Origin of the sequence: Rhodococcus sp. WB1, from assembly GCF_001700945.1 — a bacterium.
Classification (GTDB): domain Bacteria; phylum Actinomycetota; class Actinomycetes; order Mycobacteriales; family Mycobacteriaceae; genus Rhodococcus; species Rhodococcus aetherivorans.
On record NZ_CP015529.1, the window covers coordinates 5,324,911 to 5,341,151 of the forward strand.

General features: G+C 73.0%; 16 protein-coding genes and 1 pseudogene. 11 read left to right on the top strand and 6 right to left on the bottom strand.

The features are described 5' to 3' along the window. The first annotated feature begins 5 nt into the window (after positions 1-5). The 4 genes from A4U64_RS23915 (at position 6) to A4U64_RS23930 (ending at position 2,987) form a co-directional block, all read left to right on the top strand. Positions 6-491, top strand: coding sequence for a hypothetical protein (locus A4U64_RS23915; protein WP_065923223.1), 486 nt, complete (start codon positions 6-8; stop codon positions 489-491). Positions 492-522: 31 nt separating this feature from the next. Further along, positions 523-1,125, top strand: a complete 603-nt coding sequence (locus A4U64_RS23920) for a copper resistance CopC family protein (RefSeq protein ID WP_232334132.1) — start codon at positions 523-525, stop codon at positions 1,123-1,125. Between the two features lie 16 nt (positions 1,126-1,141). Then, entirely contained in the window at positions 1,142-2,089 is a 948-nt protein-coding gene (locus tag A4U64_RS23925) for a CopD family protein (RefSeq protein WP_065923224.1), read from the top strand. A gap of 169 nt (positions 2,090-2,258) precedes the next feature. Continuing rightward, complete coding sequence (locus A4U64_RS23930) at positions 2,259-2,987, top strand: ABC transporter substrate-binding protein (protein ID WP_065923225.1); 729 nt, start codon at positions 2,259-2,261, stop codon at positions 2,985-2,987. On the opposite strand, the gene A4U64_RS23935 is transcribed toward A4U64_RS23930, so the two are convergent. Next, a complete protein-coding gene (locus tag A4U64_RS23935; RefSeq protein WP_231772173.1) occupies positions 2,940-3,698 on the bottom strand; it encodes a DUF998 domain-containing protein in 759 nt (252 codons plus the stop codon). The genes A4U64_RS23930 and A4U64_RS23935 overlap by 48 nt on opposite strands. A 204-nt stretch (positions 3,699-3,902) precedes the next feature. Here A4U64_RS23935 and A4U64_RS23940 point away from each other — a divergent pair, with 204 nt between their 5' ends. From A4U64_RS23940 to A4U64_RS23950, 3 genes are all read left to right on the top strand, one after another. Then, positions 3,903-4,820 (top strand): helix-turn-helix domain-containing protein, encoded by a 918-nt coding sequence (locus A4U64_RS23940; protein WP_065923227.1) that lies wholly within the window; start codon positions 3,903-3,905, stop codon positions 4,818-4,820. Between the two features lie 241 nt (positions 4,821-5,061). Next, a complete protein-coding gene (locus tag A4U64_RS23945) occupies positions 5,062-5,442 on the top strand; it encodes a PLDc N-terminal domain-containing protein (RefSeq protein ID WP_029546925.1) in 381 nt (126 codons plus the stop codon). A 29-nt stretch (positions 5,443-5,471) separates the two neighbouring features. Next, the gene (locus A4U64_RS23950; RefSeq protein WP_198163347.1) at positions 5,472-7,133 is read left to right on the top strand and encodes an alpha/beta hydrolase; all 1,662 of its coding nucleotides are present in this window, start codon (positions 5,472-5,474) and stop codon (positions 7,131-7,133) included. A gap of 47 nt (positions 7,134-7,180) precedes the next feature. On the opposite strand, the gene A4U64_RS23955 is transcribed toward A4U64_RS23950, so the two are convergent. The 4 genes from A4U64_RS23955 to A4U64_RS28935 form a co-directional block, all read right to left on the bottom strand. Beyond that, complete coding sequence (locus tag A4U64_RS23955) at positions 7,181-7,825, bottom strand: UdgX family uracil-DNA binding protein (RefSeq protein ID WP_157127606.1); 645 nt, start codon at positions 7,823-7,825, stop codon at positions 7,181-7,183. Between the two features lie 40 nt (positions 7,826-7,865). Further along, positions 7,866-11,054, bottom strand: a complete 3,189-nt coding sequence (locus A4U64_RS23960; protein ID WP_065923229.1) for an acetyl-CoA carboxylase family protein — start codon at positions 11,052-11,054, stop codon at positions 7,866-7,868. A gap of 31 nt (positions 11,055-11,085) precedes the next feature. Continuing rightward, the gene (locus A4U64_RS23965) at positions 11,086-11,712 is read right to left on the bottom strand and encodes a TetR/AcrR family transcriptional regulator (protein WP_050034327.1); all 627 of its coding nucleotides are present in this window, start codon (positions 11,710-11,712) and stop codon (positions 11,086-11,088) included. Between the two features lie 79 nt (positions 11,713-11,791). After that, positions 11,792-11,950, bottom strand: coding sequence for a hypothetical protein (locus A4U64_RS28935; protein ID WP_006935326.1), 159 nt, complete (start codon positions 11,948-11,950; stop codon positions 11,792-11,794). A 116-nt stretch (positions 11,951-12,066) separates the two neighbouring features. Between A4U64_RS28935 and A4U64_RS23975 the strand changes: the two are divergent. Together A4U64_RS23975 and A4U64_RS23980 are read left to right on the top strand one after the other, a co-directional pair. Continuing rightward, positions 12,067-12,762, top strand: a pseudogene (locus tag A4U64_RS23975) (MFS transporter); the annotation flags it as partial. A gap of 148 nt (positions 12,763-12,910) precedes the next feature. Beyond that, positions 12,911-13,216 carry a DUF1540 domain-containing protein gene (locus tag A4U64_RS23980; protein ID WP_006935328.1) on the top strand — a complete coding sequence of 102 codons (306 nt, stop codon included), beginning with the start codon at positions 12,911-12,913 and terminating at the stop codon, positions 13,214-13,216. Positions 13,217-13,228: 12 nt separating this feature from the next. Here A4U64_RS23980 and A4U64_RS23985 read toward each other — a convergent pair whose 3' ends face one another. Next, positions 13,229-13,822, bottom strand: coding sequence for a TetR/AcrR family transcriptional regulator (locus A4U64_RS23985; protein ID WP_065923230.1), 594 nt, complete (start codon positions 13,820-13,822; stop codon positions 13,229-13,231). A gap of 98 nt (positions 13,823-13,920) precedes the next feature. Between A4U64_RS23985 and A4U64_RS23990 the strand changes: the two genes are divergently transcribed. Both A4U64_RS23990 and A4U64_RS23995 read left to right on the top strand, forming a co-directional pair. Further along, positions 13,921-15,396 (top strand): flavin-containing monooxygenase, encoded by a 1,476-nt coding sequence (locus tag A4U64_RS23990; RefSeq protein ID WP_065923231.1) that lies wholly within the window; start codon positions 13,921-13,923, stop codon positions 15,394-15,396. 69 nt (positions 15,397-15,465) lie between these two features. After that, a complete protein-coding gene (locus A4U64_RS23995; RefSeq protein WP_029546918.1) occupies positions 15,466-16,236 on the top strand; it encodes a DUF427 domain-containing protein in 771 nt (256 codons plus the stop codon). The last annotated feature ends 5 nt before the right edge of the window (positions 16,237-16,241 follow it).

The window sequence follows — 16,241 nt, forward strand, 5'->3', positions numbered from 1 at the left end:
CCAGCGTGACGCCCGGCTCGACCCTGCGCGGCGCCGCCGCGGGAGCGCTGACCGCCGCCCTGGCGGTCGCCGCGCACGGCGGCGCCGGCGGCGGCGTGCCCGGCAACGCGGCGGTGGCGTTGCTGCTCGCCGTCGCGGCCGGGGTCGGGCTCGTCGCCGCCCACCTCCGCGCGGTGCCCACCGCGGTGCTGCTCGCGGCCGGGCAGGGGGCGACGCACCTGGTGCTGGCCACGGTCACGACCGGCCACCTGCACGCGTCGGCGCCGATGCTCGTCGCGCACACCGTCGCGGTCGTTGCGTGCGCGGCCCTGCTCGAGGCGGCGCAACGCCTGTACGGGCCGCTGACCCGGGCGGTGCGGGCGGCATGGACCGCGGCGCCCCCTCGCATCGAGGCAGCCCGGACGGTGCTGCCGGTCGTGGCGGGCCGGACCGTCGCGTCGGCCCGGCCGACACCGTGCATCTCCCGGCGGGGGCCGCCCGTCGCGGCGTGACCGCGACCCACCCCACCGGAGAGAGAAACCCATGAACATCCCGAACACCGTCGCCGCACGCCGGCGACAGACCCCACTCGCTCTCGCCCGGCTCGCCGGGCTCCTCGGCCTCGCCCGGCTCGCCGGGCTCCTCGGCGCGGTCGCGGCGGCATTGCTGTTCGCGGCCGGCCCGGCCGCCGCGCACTCGGTCGTCATCGCCAGCACACCCGCGCCGGGCGAGCAGATCGCGCAGGGCCCCGAGCGCGTGAGCCTGACCTTCAACGAGGCTCTGCAGGAGTCCTTCGCCGCGCTGACCGTCGTCGGCCCGGACGGCAACCTGTGGTCCAAGGGTGATCCCCTCGTCGAGGACGCCACGGTCTCCGTGGCCGTCGGCGATCTCGGCCCGGCCGGCGAGTACACCATCGCCTACCGCGTGACCTCGGCGGACGGCCATCCGGTCACCGGCACCCAGGTCTTCACCCTCACGCAGGACGGTCCGGGCGCACCCGGCGCGGCGGCCGCCGCCGGTGCCGCGGCGCCCGCGGCGGACAGCGACGAGGACAGCGGCCCGGCCGTGTGGGTCTTCGTCGTCGTGGGCATCGCCGTCCTCGCCGGCGTGCTGTGGTTCGTGCTGCGCAAGCCGAAGAAGGCCTGACGCCGGTGGCGGGGCGTTGACGACGAGCGGCACCGGCACCGCCGCGCACCGGGCGTGGCTGCTCACCGCCGGCGTCGGCGCCACCGCGGGCGTCGCCGCCGGATGGCTGCTGGCGAACCCGGCCGCGTCGAGCTGGGTGCGGGCGCTGTCGCTGTGCGTCGGCGCGACGGTGCTCGGCCTGGCCACGCTCGGTGTCATGGTGCGCGACGAGCGGCGGCCCCCCGTCGCCCCCGGCGACGTCTGGCGTGTGATCGCCGGTCTCGGCGGGCTCTGGGTGCTGACGGAGGTCGTGCAGCTCGTGCTGCAGGCCGCGGACACCACGAACGTCCCCGTGTCGCGACTCGGGGTGTCGCGCTTCGCGGAGTACCTCGGCAGTGCGGGCGCCGGCCGGATCGGCGTGGCCGCGCTGCTGTGCGTGCTGGTGTGCACCCTCGTCGCCGCCCTCGCGTATCGCCGGTCGGCGGCGTGGCCCACGGTCCCGGTCCTCGTCGCCGCGGCGCTGGCGCTCATCGCCCGGCCGGTCACCGGCCACATGTCCCAGCAGGCCCTCGGATCGCTGCTCGACGCGGCGCACGCCCTGGCGGCGGCGCTGTGGTTCGGCACGCTCGTCGCGCTGGCCCTGACCGTCCGGTCCCGCGGCGCGTGGGCCCGGCTGCTCCCCCGGTACTCGGTGCTCGCGGTGCGATGCGTCGCCGTGCTCGCCGCGACGGGCGTCGTCGACGCGGCGGTACGGCTCGGCTCGGTCACGGCGCTCGTCGACACCGGATACGGCCGCATCGTGCTGGCCAAGACGCTGACCCTGACGGCACTGCTGGCGCTGGCGTGGTGGTGGCGGCGGACGTGGGTGCCGGCCGCGGCCGCGCACCGGGTCACCGCGGAGGCGTCGCTGCGCAACGCGGTACTCGAGGTCGCCGCGACGTCCGTCGCGTTCGGGCTCGCTGCGGCGCTGGCCACCAGCGCCTGAGCTGGCCCCGCGGCGTCCCGGCGTCTGGATTGCGGGAGTGTGACCGCGCACAATGGGAGGTGTCGAGAAGAGTGCGACGAAACGGACAGGCACAACGGACGGGACGGTTGCCGATGTCCGAAACCGGTGCTGTGACGACCCGCGTCCGGCCGCACCCGGGCCGCCAGTGATGACCACCCGGACCTCCGCACTGCGGGTGGGATCGGCGATGCCCGATCCGCCGTTCGAGTTCTACGAGCGTGGCGGGCCCGTGGGGTTCGACATCGACCTCACCCGGGCCCTCGCCGGGCACCTCGGGCTGCGGTGGGAATTCGTCCCGCACGAGGGCGACGACTTCGAGACGATCTTCGACGAGCTGGCGGCGGGGCGCTTCGACGTCGTCGCCTCCGGCACCACCGTCACCGAGCCGCGCCGCGAGCGGGCCTCGTTCTGCGCGCCGTACTTCGTGTCCGGGCAGTCCCTGGCGGTCGACACCGCCCGTCACCCCGCGGTGCAGGGGGTGGCAGACCTGGCGGGCCTGACCGTCGGGGTGCAGCAGGGGAACACCAGCGAACCGGTGGTGAAACGCCTTCTCGCCGAGGGACGGATCGGCGGGATCCGGGTGTACGCGTACCACGAGATCGACCGTGCCCTGGACGAGCTGTCGACCGGCGGGTGCGACGCCTTCATGAAGCTCGGTCCCGTCCTGACGTGGCTGACCCGCGACCGGACACACGTCGACGTCGTCGAGTACGACATCACCCGCGAGGAGATCGCCCTGGCGGTGCGCCTCGGCGATGCCGTGCTGCGCGCCGATCTCGAGGAGGCGCAGCGCGCCCTCACCGCGGACGGCACGCTCGGCGCGCTGGTTTCACGATGGCTCTCCCCCGCTCGGGGCGACGGCACGTCGTCCTCCTGACGCACCGCGAAGCGATGCCGGCCGGGTGCGGCGGACGAGCAGAGCGACCGCCAGCACCGCGACCCACAGCACGAACGCACCGAACATCACGCGTTCGACCGCGCCCATGCCGGGGGTCGGCTCGGCGGCGGCGACCGCCGGCACGTACCGGCCCGTCCATGCTCCGAACGCCAGGATCGTCGCGACCGTGACCGCCGAGTACACCCGGAACCAGGTTCCGAAGGCAGCGGCCGCGAACCCGATCATCGCGCACCACAGCGAGACCGTCACCGCGCTGAGAACCAGGTGCATGGTGTCGGCGAGCGGCATGGCGGCCCCGGCCTCGATGTCCTCACGTCCGGTCATCGGAAACGGCAGCCACAGGGGTCCCACGAATCCGTAGGCCACCAGGAGAACTCCCGCGATGCGCAGGGGGCGGACGCCGCGGCCCGTCCGCCACACGCCGATCCCGAAGGCGACGATCAGCACGTCGTACACGAATCCCACAGCGGTCAGGGGTGCCCGGGTCGGCGCGCCGACCGACGTCAGCTCGCTGATCGCCTGATCGAACCGGCTGTAGCCGTCGTAGAGCGCAGCCGCGAGTATCTCGTGCGCAACCACGTACAACAGCGACGACACGACCCCGCAGGCGAGCAGCACCGTCGACGCCGTGCTCGGACGGTGCGACCCGTCGCGCCGGGCCTGGGATGTGTGCGGAGCAGGGGTGGACACCGTCGACCTCCCCGGACGCCGACTCGGCGGTGCGGGCGCCCGATGGGTCCAGCATGATCCGGCCGGGGAGGCGACGCCAGAGACCTTCGGCCCCGATCCCCGCGGAGTGTGAGCTATCCGTCGCCCGTATCCCCCGCCACGGCCGGTGCCGCATGCCACGCTGACGCACCGAGCCACGGACGCGCCGGGGCGGAAGGGACGAGGGTGTATCGGAAGATCGAACTGCGGGGCCGGCAGGGCTTCGAGGCGATGGCCTCCGATGCCGGGAGCCGCACCGAGCTGTCCGTCCCCGACGTGACGCAGTTCCGGTTCCGGATGGAGATCTGCAACGTCGGGGCGATCAGTGTCGGCCGGGTGCAGATGTCACCGCATCGTGCTCTGGCCGGCGTCGTCGAGGACGGCGAGGTCGCGAACCTGTTCCTGATGCTCACCGGCGAGCGGGTGGTCGACGACGGCACCACCCGGGTACACGTCAAGAGCGGCCGGATCGTCCTGCAGGTCGGGTGGAATCGATACGAGGCCGCGGATGCGGACGGCTCGGACCTGCTCCTGGTGCGCATTCCCCGGCACCGGCTCGAGGAACGCGGACTCGATCTCGAGGAGACGGCCGTGACGTTCGGGCCGGCCAAGCCCACCATGTCGACGCACGCGCTCAACGCGGTGGGAATGGCCATGCTCCGCGAACGCGGTCGTCACAACACCACCGCGGCCCCGCGCGGCGTGGAGAACGCCCTGATCGAGCTCGTGGTGGGGCTGCACCACGAATCGCTCGGCTACGGCGCCGATTCCGGCGAACTGTGCGGCAGCGCGTACACCCGCGCCCTCACCCTCGTCCGGGCCCATCACAGCGACCCGAGGCTGACTCCGACCGTGATCGCGGAGCGGCTGCAGATGTCGTTGCGGAGCCTGCAGCGCGCCTTCGCGGCCCACGACACCACGGTCGCGTCCCAGATCCGGCGACTGCGCGCGCACCGCGCCGCCGTGCTCCTCCAGGAACCCGCCTATGCCCGCACCACGGTCGCCGAGATCGCGGCGATCGCCGGTTTCACGTCCAGCGCCGAGCTGCGTCGCGCCCTTCGCGCGGTGCGCGGCGTGAGCCCGAGTGAGTTGCGACCGCACTGAGCTCGACCACACCGGGCTCGACCACACCGGGCTCGACCGCACCGGGCTCGACCGCACCGGGCTGCGACCACGCTGGACCTCGACCCGCACCCCGGAACAATCGTGGTGCATTTCGCGTCACCACGGTGCATTCTGCGCCGCCGTGTTCCGGTGCCCGGCGAAGACCGTGTACCTGTTTGCGTCCGGGTGTCCTTTCCGTCCGTTTCCCGGGCACCTCCGAACCGTGAAAGGCGTGTGCGTGATGCTGGATTCGTTGTGGGACCTGTTGTGGTACACCCTGGTCGTCTTCGCGTTCGTCGCGTACCTGCTGATCCTGTTCCAGGTGCTGACGGACCTGTTCCGTGACCGTTCCACGTCCGCCGTGGTCAAGGTCGTGTGGATCATCTTCCTGGTCGTCCTCCCGTACCTGACCGCCTTCGTCTACCTGCTGGTGCGGGGCCGCGGCATGTCCGAGCGGCACGCGGCCGCCCACGAGGCGGCCCAGCACGCGGCCGACGACTACATCCGCAAGGTGGCCGGACGATCCCCGGCGGCCGAGATCGCCGAGGCCCAGGCACTGCTCGAGGCCGGGACGATCACCGGCGACGAGTTCGACCGGCTCAAGGCCAAGGCCCTGCGCTGACTACCACCGCTGACGTCGAGCCCGGCCGGGTGGTCACGCCGCGCGCTCGGCTGCTCGGCTACGGGCGCCGGTTCCACCCGATCGGTCTGGGCTTCGCGCTGGTGTTCTTCGTCTGGTCGATGACGCCGTCGTTGCTGCCGCGGGTGTGGTATCTGCAGGGCGTGGCGTCGGGACTGAGCCTGGTGACCGGCTACGGGATCGGCTGCCTGCTCGCCTGGGTGGTCCGGCGCTGCGGCGTCGATCCGCAGTGGTCGGAGCGGACCCGCCGGGTCGGCTGGTGGATTCTGGCCGGGGCGGCGCTGGTGCTGGTGCCGGTGTTCCTCGTGCTGGGGTCGTGGTGGCAGCAGATCATCCGGGACCTGGTGGGGGTGCCGCGGGCCCAGCGCTCGTTCTATCTGCTGGTGCTGCTGATCGCCCTGGTCGTCGCGCTGGCGCTACTGGCGATCGGCCGGGGCCTGCGTGCGGGCACGAACCGGTTGACCCGGCTGGGCCGGCGGTACGTGCCCGGGCCCGTCGCCCGGCTCGGGGCGGTGACCCTCGTGGTGCTCCTGAGCGTGTTCGTGCTCGACGGCGCCGTCCACCGGGGTGTGCTGGGCGTGGCGGAACGCTCGTCCGAGGTGGCCGATCAGGGCACCGCACCGGGTGTGGTGCAGCCCGGGCTGCCGGAACGGTCCGGATCGCCGGCCTCGAACGAGGCGTGGGACACCCTGGGCCGGGAGGGCCGCACCTTCGTCGCGGGCGGGCCGAGCGCCGAGCAGATCGAGACCGTCACCGGGGCGCCGGCGCGCACCCCGATCCGGGTCTATGCCGGCCGCGAATCCGCCGACACGGTCGAGGGCATCGCGGACCGGGTCGTCGCCGAGCTCGAGCGCACCGACGCATTCGACCGCCGGGTGCTGGCGGTGGTGACCACCACCGGCCGCGGCTGGGTCAACGCGAACGTCGCCGGGGCCTTCGAATACGTCGCCGGCGGGGATTCGGCGATCGCGGCCATGCAGTACTCGTTCCTGCCCAGCGCGTTGTCGTTCGTCGCCGACCGGGAGACGCCCCGGCTGGCGGGGCGGGCGCTGTTCGAGGCGGTGTATGCGGCGTGGTCGGCGCGGCCCGAGCCGGATCGGCCGACGCTGGTGGTGTTCGGCGAGAGCCTGGGCTCGTACGGCGGTCAGGCGGCGTTCGCGTCGGGGCCGGACCTGGTCGCCCGGACCGACGGGGCGCTGCTGGTGGGTACTCCGAACTTCGCGCAGCCGTGGGGGGAGATCACCGCGGACCGCGACCCGGGGTCGCTCGAGCGGCTGCCGGTGGTCGACGCCGGCCGCCACATCCGGTTCGCGTCCCGCCCGGACGACGCGGACCTGCCCGGGCCGTGGCAGTTTCCGCGGGTGGTGTTCTGGCAGCACGCGAGCGATCCGATCACCTGGTGGTCGTTCGAGCTGTTGCTGCGGGAGCCGGACTGGTTGCGGGAGCCGCTCGGCCCGGATGTGGATCCGGGCATGCGGTGGCTGCCGTTCGTCACGTTCTGGCAGGTCACGCTCGACATGGTGTTCTCCGCCGACGTCCCGTCCGGGTTCGGCCACGCGTACGGGCCGGAGGCCGCGCAGTTGTGGGCGGACATCCTCGCCCCCGACGGCTGGGACGACGCGGCCACCCACCGGGTGCAGAACGCCCTCGCCGGGACGGCGTCCGACGACTGAACCGCTGTGGGTACCGAACAGCTGTAGGTCCTGGACAGCTGTAGGTACTACAGCGCCCCGGCGGCCACCCGCAGATCGGCGACCAGCCCGGCGAGGGCCTCGTCCCGCTGCTCCGCCGGTCCGCGCAGGATCGCCGACGGGTGGATCGTGGCGACGACGGCCGGAGCGGACGGAATCTGCACCTCCCCGTCGACGTGCAGGATCTCCCCCCGGTGCGCGGTCACCCGGAACGACGGGCCGAGCAGCGACTGGGCCGCGGTGGCGCCGAGGCACACGAGCACGTCGGGCTGCACGGCCCGCAGTTCGGCGACCAACCAGGGCCGGCACGCGACGATCTCGCCGCGTGCCGGTTTCTTGTGGATGCGACGCCCGCCCGCGGCGGCCCGCTCGAACTTGAAGTGCTTGACCGCGTTGGTCACGTACACCTCGCCACGGTCGATCCCCGCCTCCTCGAGGGCCCGGTCGAGCAGCCGCCCGGCCGGGCCGACGAACGGCTCCCCGGCCCGGTCCTCCTGATCGCCGGGCTGCTCGCCGACGAGCACGAGCCGGGCCGTGGCCGGGCCGGCGCCGAACACGGTGCGTTCGGCGTTCCGGTACAGCTCGCATCCGCGGCAGCCGCCCGCCGCGGCCGCGAGCTCGGCCAGGTCGGTGGTCTCCGGCACGAATTCCTCGGCTCCCGGTTGCCTGCTCACCGCCACCTCCCTTCGGTGACGGACGGGTACCCACCGGCGCTCAGGACATGCGCAGCCGCGACACCCAGGCCCGTGTGTCGGCGGGATCGATGACGTCGTCGAGTTCGAAGATCGTCGCGGCCTGCAGGGCCTTGCCGTGCTGGTAGGCGGCGGCGACGAGCTGCGCGAACAGCTCGTCGCGCGCGGCCCGGTCGGGTGCGGCCTCGAGTTCCTTGCGGAAGCCGAGCCGCACCGCGCCCTCGAGCCCCATGCCGCCGATCTCGCCGGTGGGCCACGCCACGGTGAACTCGGGTGCGTGGAAGGACCCGCCGGCCATGGCCATGGCGCCGAGGCCGTAACCCTTGCGCAGGATGATCGTGCCGAACGGGACGGTCAGGCGCGCACCGGCGACGAACAGCCGGCCGAACCGGCGCACCGTGGCCTCCTTCTCCGACTCGGGTCCGACCATGAATCCCGGTGTGTCGCAGAGGCTCACGACGGGCAGGCGGTGCGCCTGGCACAGCTCGAGGAAGTCGGCGGCCTTGTCCGCGGCCTCGGCGTCGATCGCGCCGCCGAGGTGGTGGCTGCTGTTGGCGAGCACCCCGTACGCCGCGCCCTCGACGCGGACGAGGGCGGTGACGATGCCGACACCGTAGTCGCCGCGCAGTTCGAGCACGGAACCGACGTCGGCGATCGCATCGATCGCCGCGCGCACGTCGTAGGCGCGCAACCGGTTCTCGGGAACGACGTGGCGCGCCAGCCGCGGGTCCGGGGCCGCCCACTCGCCGGCGGCGGCGGTGAAGTAGCCGAGGTACTGCCGGGCCAGTTCGACGGCGTGCGCCTCGTCGCGTGCGGCGAGGTGCACGACGCCGTTGCGGCGCTGCACGTCGATCGGGCCGATGTCCTCGGGCCGGTACACGCCGAGCCCGCCGCCCTCGATCATCGCGGGCCCGCCCATGCCGATGTTGGTGTCGGGAGTGGCGATCAGCACGTCGCACACGCCGGCGAGGGCGGCGTTGCCGGCGAAGCACCGCCCGGAGACCACCGCGACGGTGGGGACGCGCCCGCGCAGGGCGGCCATCGCGCGGAACGTCGACAGCTCCAGGCCCTGTCCGGGTCCGGCGTCGACGTCCCCCGGGCGTCCGCCGCCGCCCTCGGCGAACAACACGAGCGGCACCTCGCGGCGGGCGGCGAGGGCGAGCAGCCGGTCGGTCTTGCTGTGGTTGCGCATGCCCTGTGTGCCGGCGAGGACGGTGTAGTCGTAGGAGAGCACCACCGATTCGGCACCGTCGATGCGGGCGAGACCGCCGACGAGCCCGTCGGCGGGGGTGTTGGCGATCAGGTCCTCCTCGCTGCGCCGGCTGCGCTGCGCGGCGAGCACGAGCGGCCCGTACTCGACGAAGGTGCCGTCGTCGACGAGGTCGGCGATGTTCTCCCGCGCGGTTCGACGGCCCGTCCGGTGCCGCTTGGCGACCGCGTCGGGCCGGGCGGCGTCGAGGGTGCGGGCGTGCCGGTTCCGGATCTCGGTGAGGTCGTCGCGCACGGCGTCGAGGTCCCGCTCACCCCCGTCGCCGGTGGCCGCGTCGCCGGACCCGGCGCGCACCACGGCGAGCACCTCCCCCGGCTGCACGGTCTGCCCCGGCCGCACCAGCAGGCGCACCACGGTCGCCGATCCGGAGGCGGACACCACGTGCTGCATCTTCATCGCCTCGAGCACCGCGACGGGTGCGCCCGGTGCGAGCGCGTCGCCGTCGGCGGCGGTCTCGACGACGGTGCCGACCATGTCGGCGCGCACCGCCTCCTCCCCCGCGTGCAGTTCTGGCGCGACGGCCGGTGCGCCGTCGGGGCCGGCGACGGCGAGGTCGGCGATCCGTTCGTCCAGCCACGACGTGTGCACGTCGGATGCCGCGAAGTCCTTGTCGCGCAGGATGTTCTGCAGAAACTCGGCATTGGTGGCGACACCCTCGACGAGCAGGTCGCCGAGCGCCGCGTCCGTCTTGCGCAGCGCCGCCGCGAAGTCGTCGATGCGGGTGTGGGTGATCACCTTGGCCAGCAACGAGTCGTAGCGCGGGCTGGTCGTCAGCCCGGGACGGCCGTAGGTGTCGACGCGGACGCCCGGCCCGGTGGGCGGCGTGAACACGGTGAGCGTGCCGGAGGCGGGTACGGCCCGGCCGTCGGGGCGCATCGTCTCGGTGTTGACGCGAGCCTGGACGGCGATGCCCCTCGCGGCGGCGGGCTCGCCGCGCACGCCGGCGCCGTCGGCGGTGACGCCGCCGGGCAGGCCGAGTTCGTCGAACCGGGCACCGCGGGCGATCGCGATCTGCGTCGCGGCCAGGTCGACGCCGGTGACCTCCTCGGTGACCGTGTGCTCCACCTGGATCCGGGGGTTCACCTCGAGGAACACCGCGTCGTCGCCGGCGACGAGGAACTCGACGGTGGCCAGACCCCGATAGCCCACCGATGCGCACAGCCGCGCCGCGGCTTCGTGCAGCGCGCGGCGCACCGTCGCGCCGAGCCGTTGCGCCGGAGCGATTTCCACGAGCTTCTGGTGGCGTCGCTGCACGCTGCAGTCCCGGTCACCGAGCGCGAGGACCCGCACCCCGCCCGCGCCGTCGGGGGCCGCGACGACCTGCACCTCGATGTGCCGGGCCCGAGCGCACAAGGCCTCGGCGAACAGCGCGCCGTTGCCGAAACCCAACTCCGCCTCGGCCGTACACGCGCGGAAGGCGTCGTCGAGGTCCGCGGCGTCGCGCACGATCCGCATGCCGCGGCCGCCCCCGCCGGCGAGCGCCTTCAGGACGATGCCGCCGGGGTGGGCGGCGAGGAAGTCGCGGGCCGCGCCGGCCGTGACGCCCCCGTCGGTGGCGGGCAGCACGGGCACCTGTGCGGCGACGGCGGTGCGGCGGGCGGCGGCCTTGTCGCCGAAGATCCGCAGCACCTGCGGCTCGGGTCCGACGAACGTCACCCCGGCCGCGGCGCACGCTTCGGCGAATTCGGCGTTCTCGCTGAGGAATCCGTATCCGGGGTGGACGAGGGTGCAGCCGGTCTCGGCGGCGGCGCGCAGCAGCGCCTGCCCGTCGAGGTAGGCGGCCGGTCCGGCACCGGTCAGCGCGACGGCGCGGGTGGCGGCGGCGACGTGCGGGCTGTCCGCGTCGTCCTCGGCATACACGGCGACGGTGTCGAGGCCGAGTTCGGTGGCGGAACGGATGACCCGCAGGGCGATCTCGCCGCGGTTGGCTACGAGCAGCATGGGTGTCGGGGGTCCTGTCGGTCGGGGCCGGTCAGCGGAAGCCGATGAGCCGTTCGGACATCGCGATCATGTCGTCGATGTAGGACTGCTGTTCCTGTCTCGGGGCGCCGAGCAGGCGCAGGGCGCCGGCGCGTTGCGCGTCGGCGAGGGTGCGGGCGATGCGTTCGGGTGGCGCGCACGGGAGCACCTCGCCGGTGGCGTTGATGCGTTCGACGAACCGCACGTAGCGGCCCACGAGGCGTTCGCGCACGCTCTCCCACTCGGCGCCGACCTCCTCGTCGAGGCGGGCGCGGTGTTCGATCAGCTCGAGGATGCGGCCGTTGACGTAGACGGACTCGATGAAGGCGCGGGTGGTGGTGCGCAGCACCCGGCGCAGGTCGTCCACCGCCTGCCCCTCCATGTGCTGGGCGTCGAGGAACTGCCGGCACACGAGGGTGGCGAGCGCGCGGAACACCTCCTCCTTGGAGGAGAAGTACGCGTAGAAGGTGGCGCGGGAGACGTCGGCGCGGCCGGTGATCACCGCGACGGTGGTGCGCTCGTAGCCGAGTTCGCCGAAGCAGTCGCGGGCGGTCTCGAGCAGGGCCCGCCGGCGCGGGCCGTCGCTGTCCCGCCGCGCGGACCGGGCCCGTTCCTGGGCTTCGCTCGTCGTCACCCGCACAGCATGCGTTGACGTTGACGTCAATGTCAATGGCGGACGTCGCGCTCGTGTCGCTCCGCGCCGCCGGGCGGGCGCGGACTCAGGACCCGCTGCGGCCCTCGGGGTGGGACGGGGACGATCCGGGCGAGCTCACCGGCCGGGGCCAGGGGTGCCCCGCCAGACGCTCGAGGTCGGTGTCGAACCGTTCGAGCCAGCGGGCGAACTCGGCGACCTCGGCGGGATCCCAGTCGACCAGCACCCGCTCGAGCCCGGCGACGGAGCGGGCGCGCTCGTCGTCGAGGCGACGGACACCCTCCGCGGTGATGCGGAACTTGCGCGCGATGCCCCCCTCGGGGTCGGGGATGCGCTCGGCGAGAGCTGCGCCGGCCGCATCCGCTCGTGGACCTGCGGGCCACCGCCCGGCCCCCGGTGCTGCCGACCAACGCCGCCTCGGTCGTGGTGGGATTCGGGATGTACGCGCAGTCGCTCATCGTGCCGCAGCTGCTGCAGCTGCCCGCCGAGACCGGCTACGGCCTGGGCCGGTCGATGCCGGCCATGGGACTGTGGATGGCACCGGGCGGCCTGGTGATGATGGCCGTCTCACCGATCGGCGGAAGATTGTCCGCGACCCGCGGCCCGAAGGTCACCCTGTTGATCGGATGCCTGGTCATCGCCGCCGGCTACGGGGTGTCCCTGCTGCTCATGGGCTCGACGTGGGGCTTGATGCTCGTCGTCTGCATCTGCAGCGCCGGTGTCGGCTTCGCCTACGGGGCCATGCCCGCGCTGATCATGGGTGCGGTGCCCCAGTCCGCCACGGCGTCGGCGAACAGCGTCAACTCCCTGATGCGCGCAGTGGGCACCTCGGTGTCGGCGGCGGTGGTCGGCGTGGTCCTGTCGCAGATGAGCGTGCCGGTCGGCGGCTACAGCCTGCCGACCGAGGGCGGGTTCCGCACCGGGATGCTCATCGGCTGCGGTGTCGCCCTCGTCGCCGCCGCCGTCACCCTCGCCATCCCCGTCGCCCGGCGGCCGAGCCTCGAACCGGTGCGCGAGCCCGCCGCGGCCCGGGTGTGAGCCGACCCGGTTTACGCAACACGGGTGTTCTCGAAATGCACCGCACACCAACGAAATCCGCTCGGCCACTACCCTGTTCGCACACCCGCCGCACCACTACCATGGTCTGCATCCCATAGTGGACAACCGTCCTCCGGAAGGATCGATCATGACCACGATGGAAATGCCGCACGTCACCGAGTGCAGCGTCGGCACCTGCTCCTACAACCACGACGGCTGCCACGCCTACGCCATCAACGTCGCCGGGCACAACGGCAGCGCCGACTGCGAGACGTTCATCCCGCTGTCGACCAAGGGCGGCCTGGACACCGTCACCAGCAGCATGGTCGGCGCCTGCCAGCGCGCCGACTGCGTGCACAACCAGGATCTCGAGTGCACCGCGAGCGAGATCCGCGTGGGCGGCACCGGCAGCGGAGAGCACGCGGCCAACTGCCTGACCTACCGAGCCCGGTAGGTTCCGCCGACCTCACCGCCGCGGCCGCATCAACGTGCGCACCGCGTCCGTCAACGCGGCCGCCGACAGCTCGGGACTGATCGCGCGCTGCAGGCCCAGGCCGATGCCGAGCCCGAGCAGCATGGCCGACGCCTGCCCGGGATCCATCGTGGGCGTGACGTCGTACCGGTCGGCGAGCGAGCGGATCAGCTCGGCGATGAGCGTGCGCACCCCTTCGGCACCCGCCGCGATGCGGGACCGGATCTCCTCGTTGTGCCGGGAGCGCACCGAGAACTCGATCTCGAGCAGGGTCCAGCGCCGGTCGCCGATGGTGCGCTCGGCCCACACCCCGAACGCGGTCACCACGTCGTCGAGCGTCGCACCGGCCGCGAGCGTCGCGGCGATCTCGCCCATGCGCTCGGCCCGGATCCGATCGAGCACCGCGAAGCACAACTCGTCCTTGTTGCGGAAGTTGGAGTACACCGCACCCTTGGAATAACCGGCGTCCTCGGCGATCTGGTCGAGGGACGCCGCGGCGTAGCCGCGCTCGAGGAAGTGCTCGGCCGCCGTGGCGAGCAGATCCTCACGGGTGCGTGCCTGAGTCTCCTGGCGGGTCGGTCGTGCCACGACTCGACGGTACCGGAGCGGCCGAAGTTCGGATACTGTGGTTATCCGGATACCGACGGTATTCGAATGGGGATCACGGGAGACGAGGGGACGACGCGATGGACGAATACCGGGTGGTGGTGATCGGCGCCGGGATCTCCGGCATCGGCGCGGCGATCGCGCTGCGACGGCGCGGGATCACCGACTTCGTCGTCCTCGAGAAGGCCGGGACCCTCGGCGGCACGTGGCGCGCCAACACGTACCCCGGATGCGCCTGCGACGTGCCCTCGCTGCTGTACTCGTACTCCTTCGCCCGGAACCGGGACTGGAGCCGAATCTTCGCCGGGCAGAACGAGATTCGCGACTACATCGAGCACACCGCCGACGCCCGCGGCGTGAGGTCCCACGTCCGGTTCGGGATCGAGATGCTGCGCGCGGACTGGGACCCGATCGACGCGCGCTGGACCCTCGAGACCACCGGCGGGACCGTGCGGGCGCGGTTCCTCGTCGCCGCCGCGGGACCGTGGAACGAACCGCTCGTACCCGACATCCCCGGTCTGTCGCAGTTCCCCGGCGAGGTGTTCCACTCGGCGCGCTGGAACCACGACTACGACCTGCGCGGCAAGCGCGTGGCCGTCGTCGGCACCGGAGCCTCGGCCGTCCAGTTCGTCCCCGAGATCGCGCCGGACGTCGCGCGGCTGCACCTGTACCAGCGGACGGCGCAGTGGGTGCTGCCCAAGCCCGACCGCCGGCTGTCGGGGTTCGAGCGCCGGCTGCTCGCCCGCGTCCCGGGCGCGCGACGACTGGTCGAGGCGACCGAGTACGCGCTCATGGAGGCCCTCGGCCTCGGCTTCCGGCACCCGTGGCTCATGCGGCAACTGCAGTGGATCGGCCGCGCCCAGCTGCGGGCGCAGGTCCGCGACCCGCGGCTGCGCCGCGCCCTGACCCCCGACTACACCCTGGGCTGCAAGCGGCTGCTCATGTCGAACACCTACTACCCCGCCCTCACCCGCCCCCACGTCGAGGTCCACCCGAGCGCGGTGCGCGAGATCCGCGGCTCCACCGTGATCGCCCAGGACGGCAGCGAAGCCGAGGTCGACGCCGTCGTCTTCGGCACCGGCTTCCATATCCTCGACATGCCGATCGCCGGCCGGATGTTCGACGGACAGGGACGCAGCCTCGACGAGCACTGGCAGGGCAGCCCGCAGGCGTTCCTGGGGTCGTCCGTCGCGGGCTTTCCCAACGCGTTCGTCCTGCTCGGCCCCAGCCTCGGCACCGGTCACACGTCGGCGTTCCTCATCCTCGAAGCCCAGCTCGAGCACGTCGCGACCGCGATCGACACGGCGGTGCGCCGCGGCTGGCGCACCCTCGAGGTGCGGCGCGACGTCCAGGACGCCTTCAACGACGAGGTCCAGGCCGCCCTGCCGGGCACGGTCTACAACTCCGGCGGATGCCGCAGCTACTTCTTCGACGCCAACGGCCGCAACAGCTTCAACTGGCCGTGGTCGTCGGCCGCGCTCCGTCGCCGGGTGTCGGCGTTCGACCCGGGCGTCTACGCCGTCACGCGCGACGACGAACCCGTGCCCGCCGGGTGATCCGTGTCCGCCGGTGATCCGTGCGCCCGGCGGTCCTCGGTGCCCGGATGGCCGGCGTACCGTCGGGGCATGGCCCGCAGGTCCGCCACCCGCCGCCGTCCGCCCCCGTCGGACGGCTACCTGTACGAACCCAGCGAGCGGCGGGTCCGCGGAACCTGGGCCGGTCACACCGTGGTCGACACCATCCGCGCGCTGCTCGTGTGGCCGCCCGGCCATCCCGTCCCCTTCTACCTGTTCCCCCGCGACGACGTGCGCACCGATCTCCTCGCGCCCGCCCCGGCACCGGGCGACAGGAACGACGTCGCGCGGTGGTTCGACCTGACCGACGACGAGACCCGGGCGCCCGCCGCGGCGTTCGTGCTCGACGTCGCGGGACTCGAGGAGTACATCGGCTTCGAATGGTTCGGCCGCCGGGGAGCGGGCATCGAAAACTGGTACGAGGAGGACACGGAGATCTTCGTTCATCCCCGCGACCCGCACCACCGGGTCGATGCGCTGCCCAGCAGCCGGCACGTGCAGGTGTCCATCGCCGGCACGGTCGTCGCCGAGACCCGGAACCCGGTGCTGCTGTTCGAGACCCACCTGCCCGTGCGGTACTACATCCCGCCCGCCGACGTCGACTTCTCGGTACTCGAGGAGACGGAACTGCACACGTCGTGCCCCTACAAGGGCACGGCCCGGTACTGGAGCTTCACCGGAACGCCGCGGGCCGAGAACGTCGCCTGGTCGTACCCGGATCCCCTCCCCGCCGTCGCACCGATCGCCGGCCACGTCGCGTTCTACAACGAGGCGGTGGACCTCGTCGTCGACGGCGTTCCCGTCGCGCGTCCGGGCGGCTGACCGCG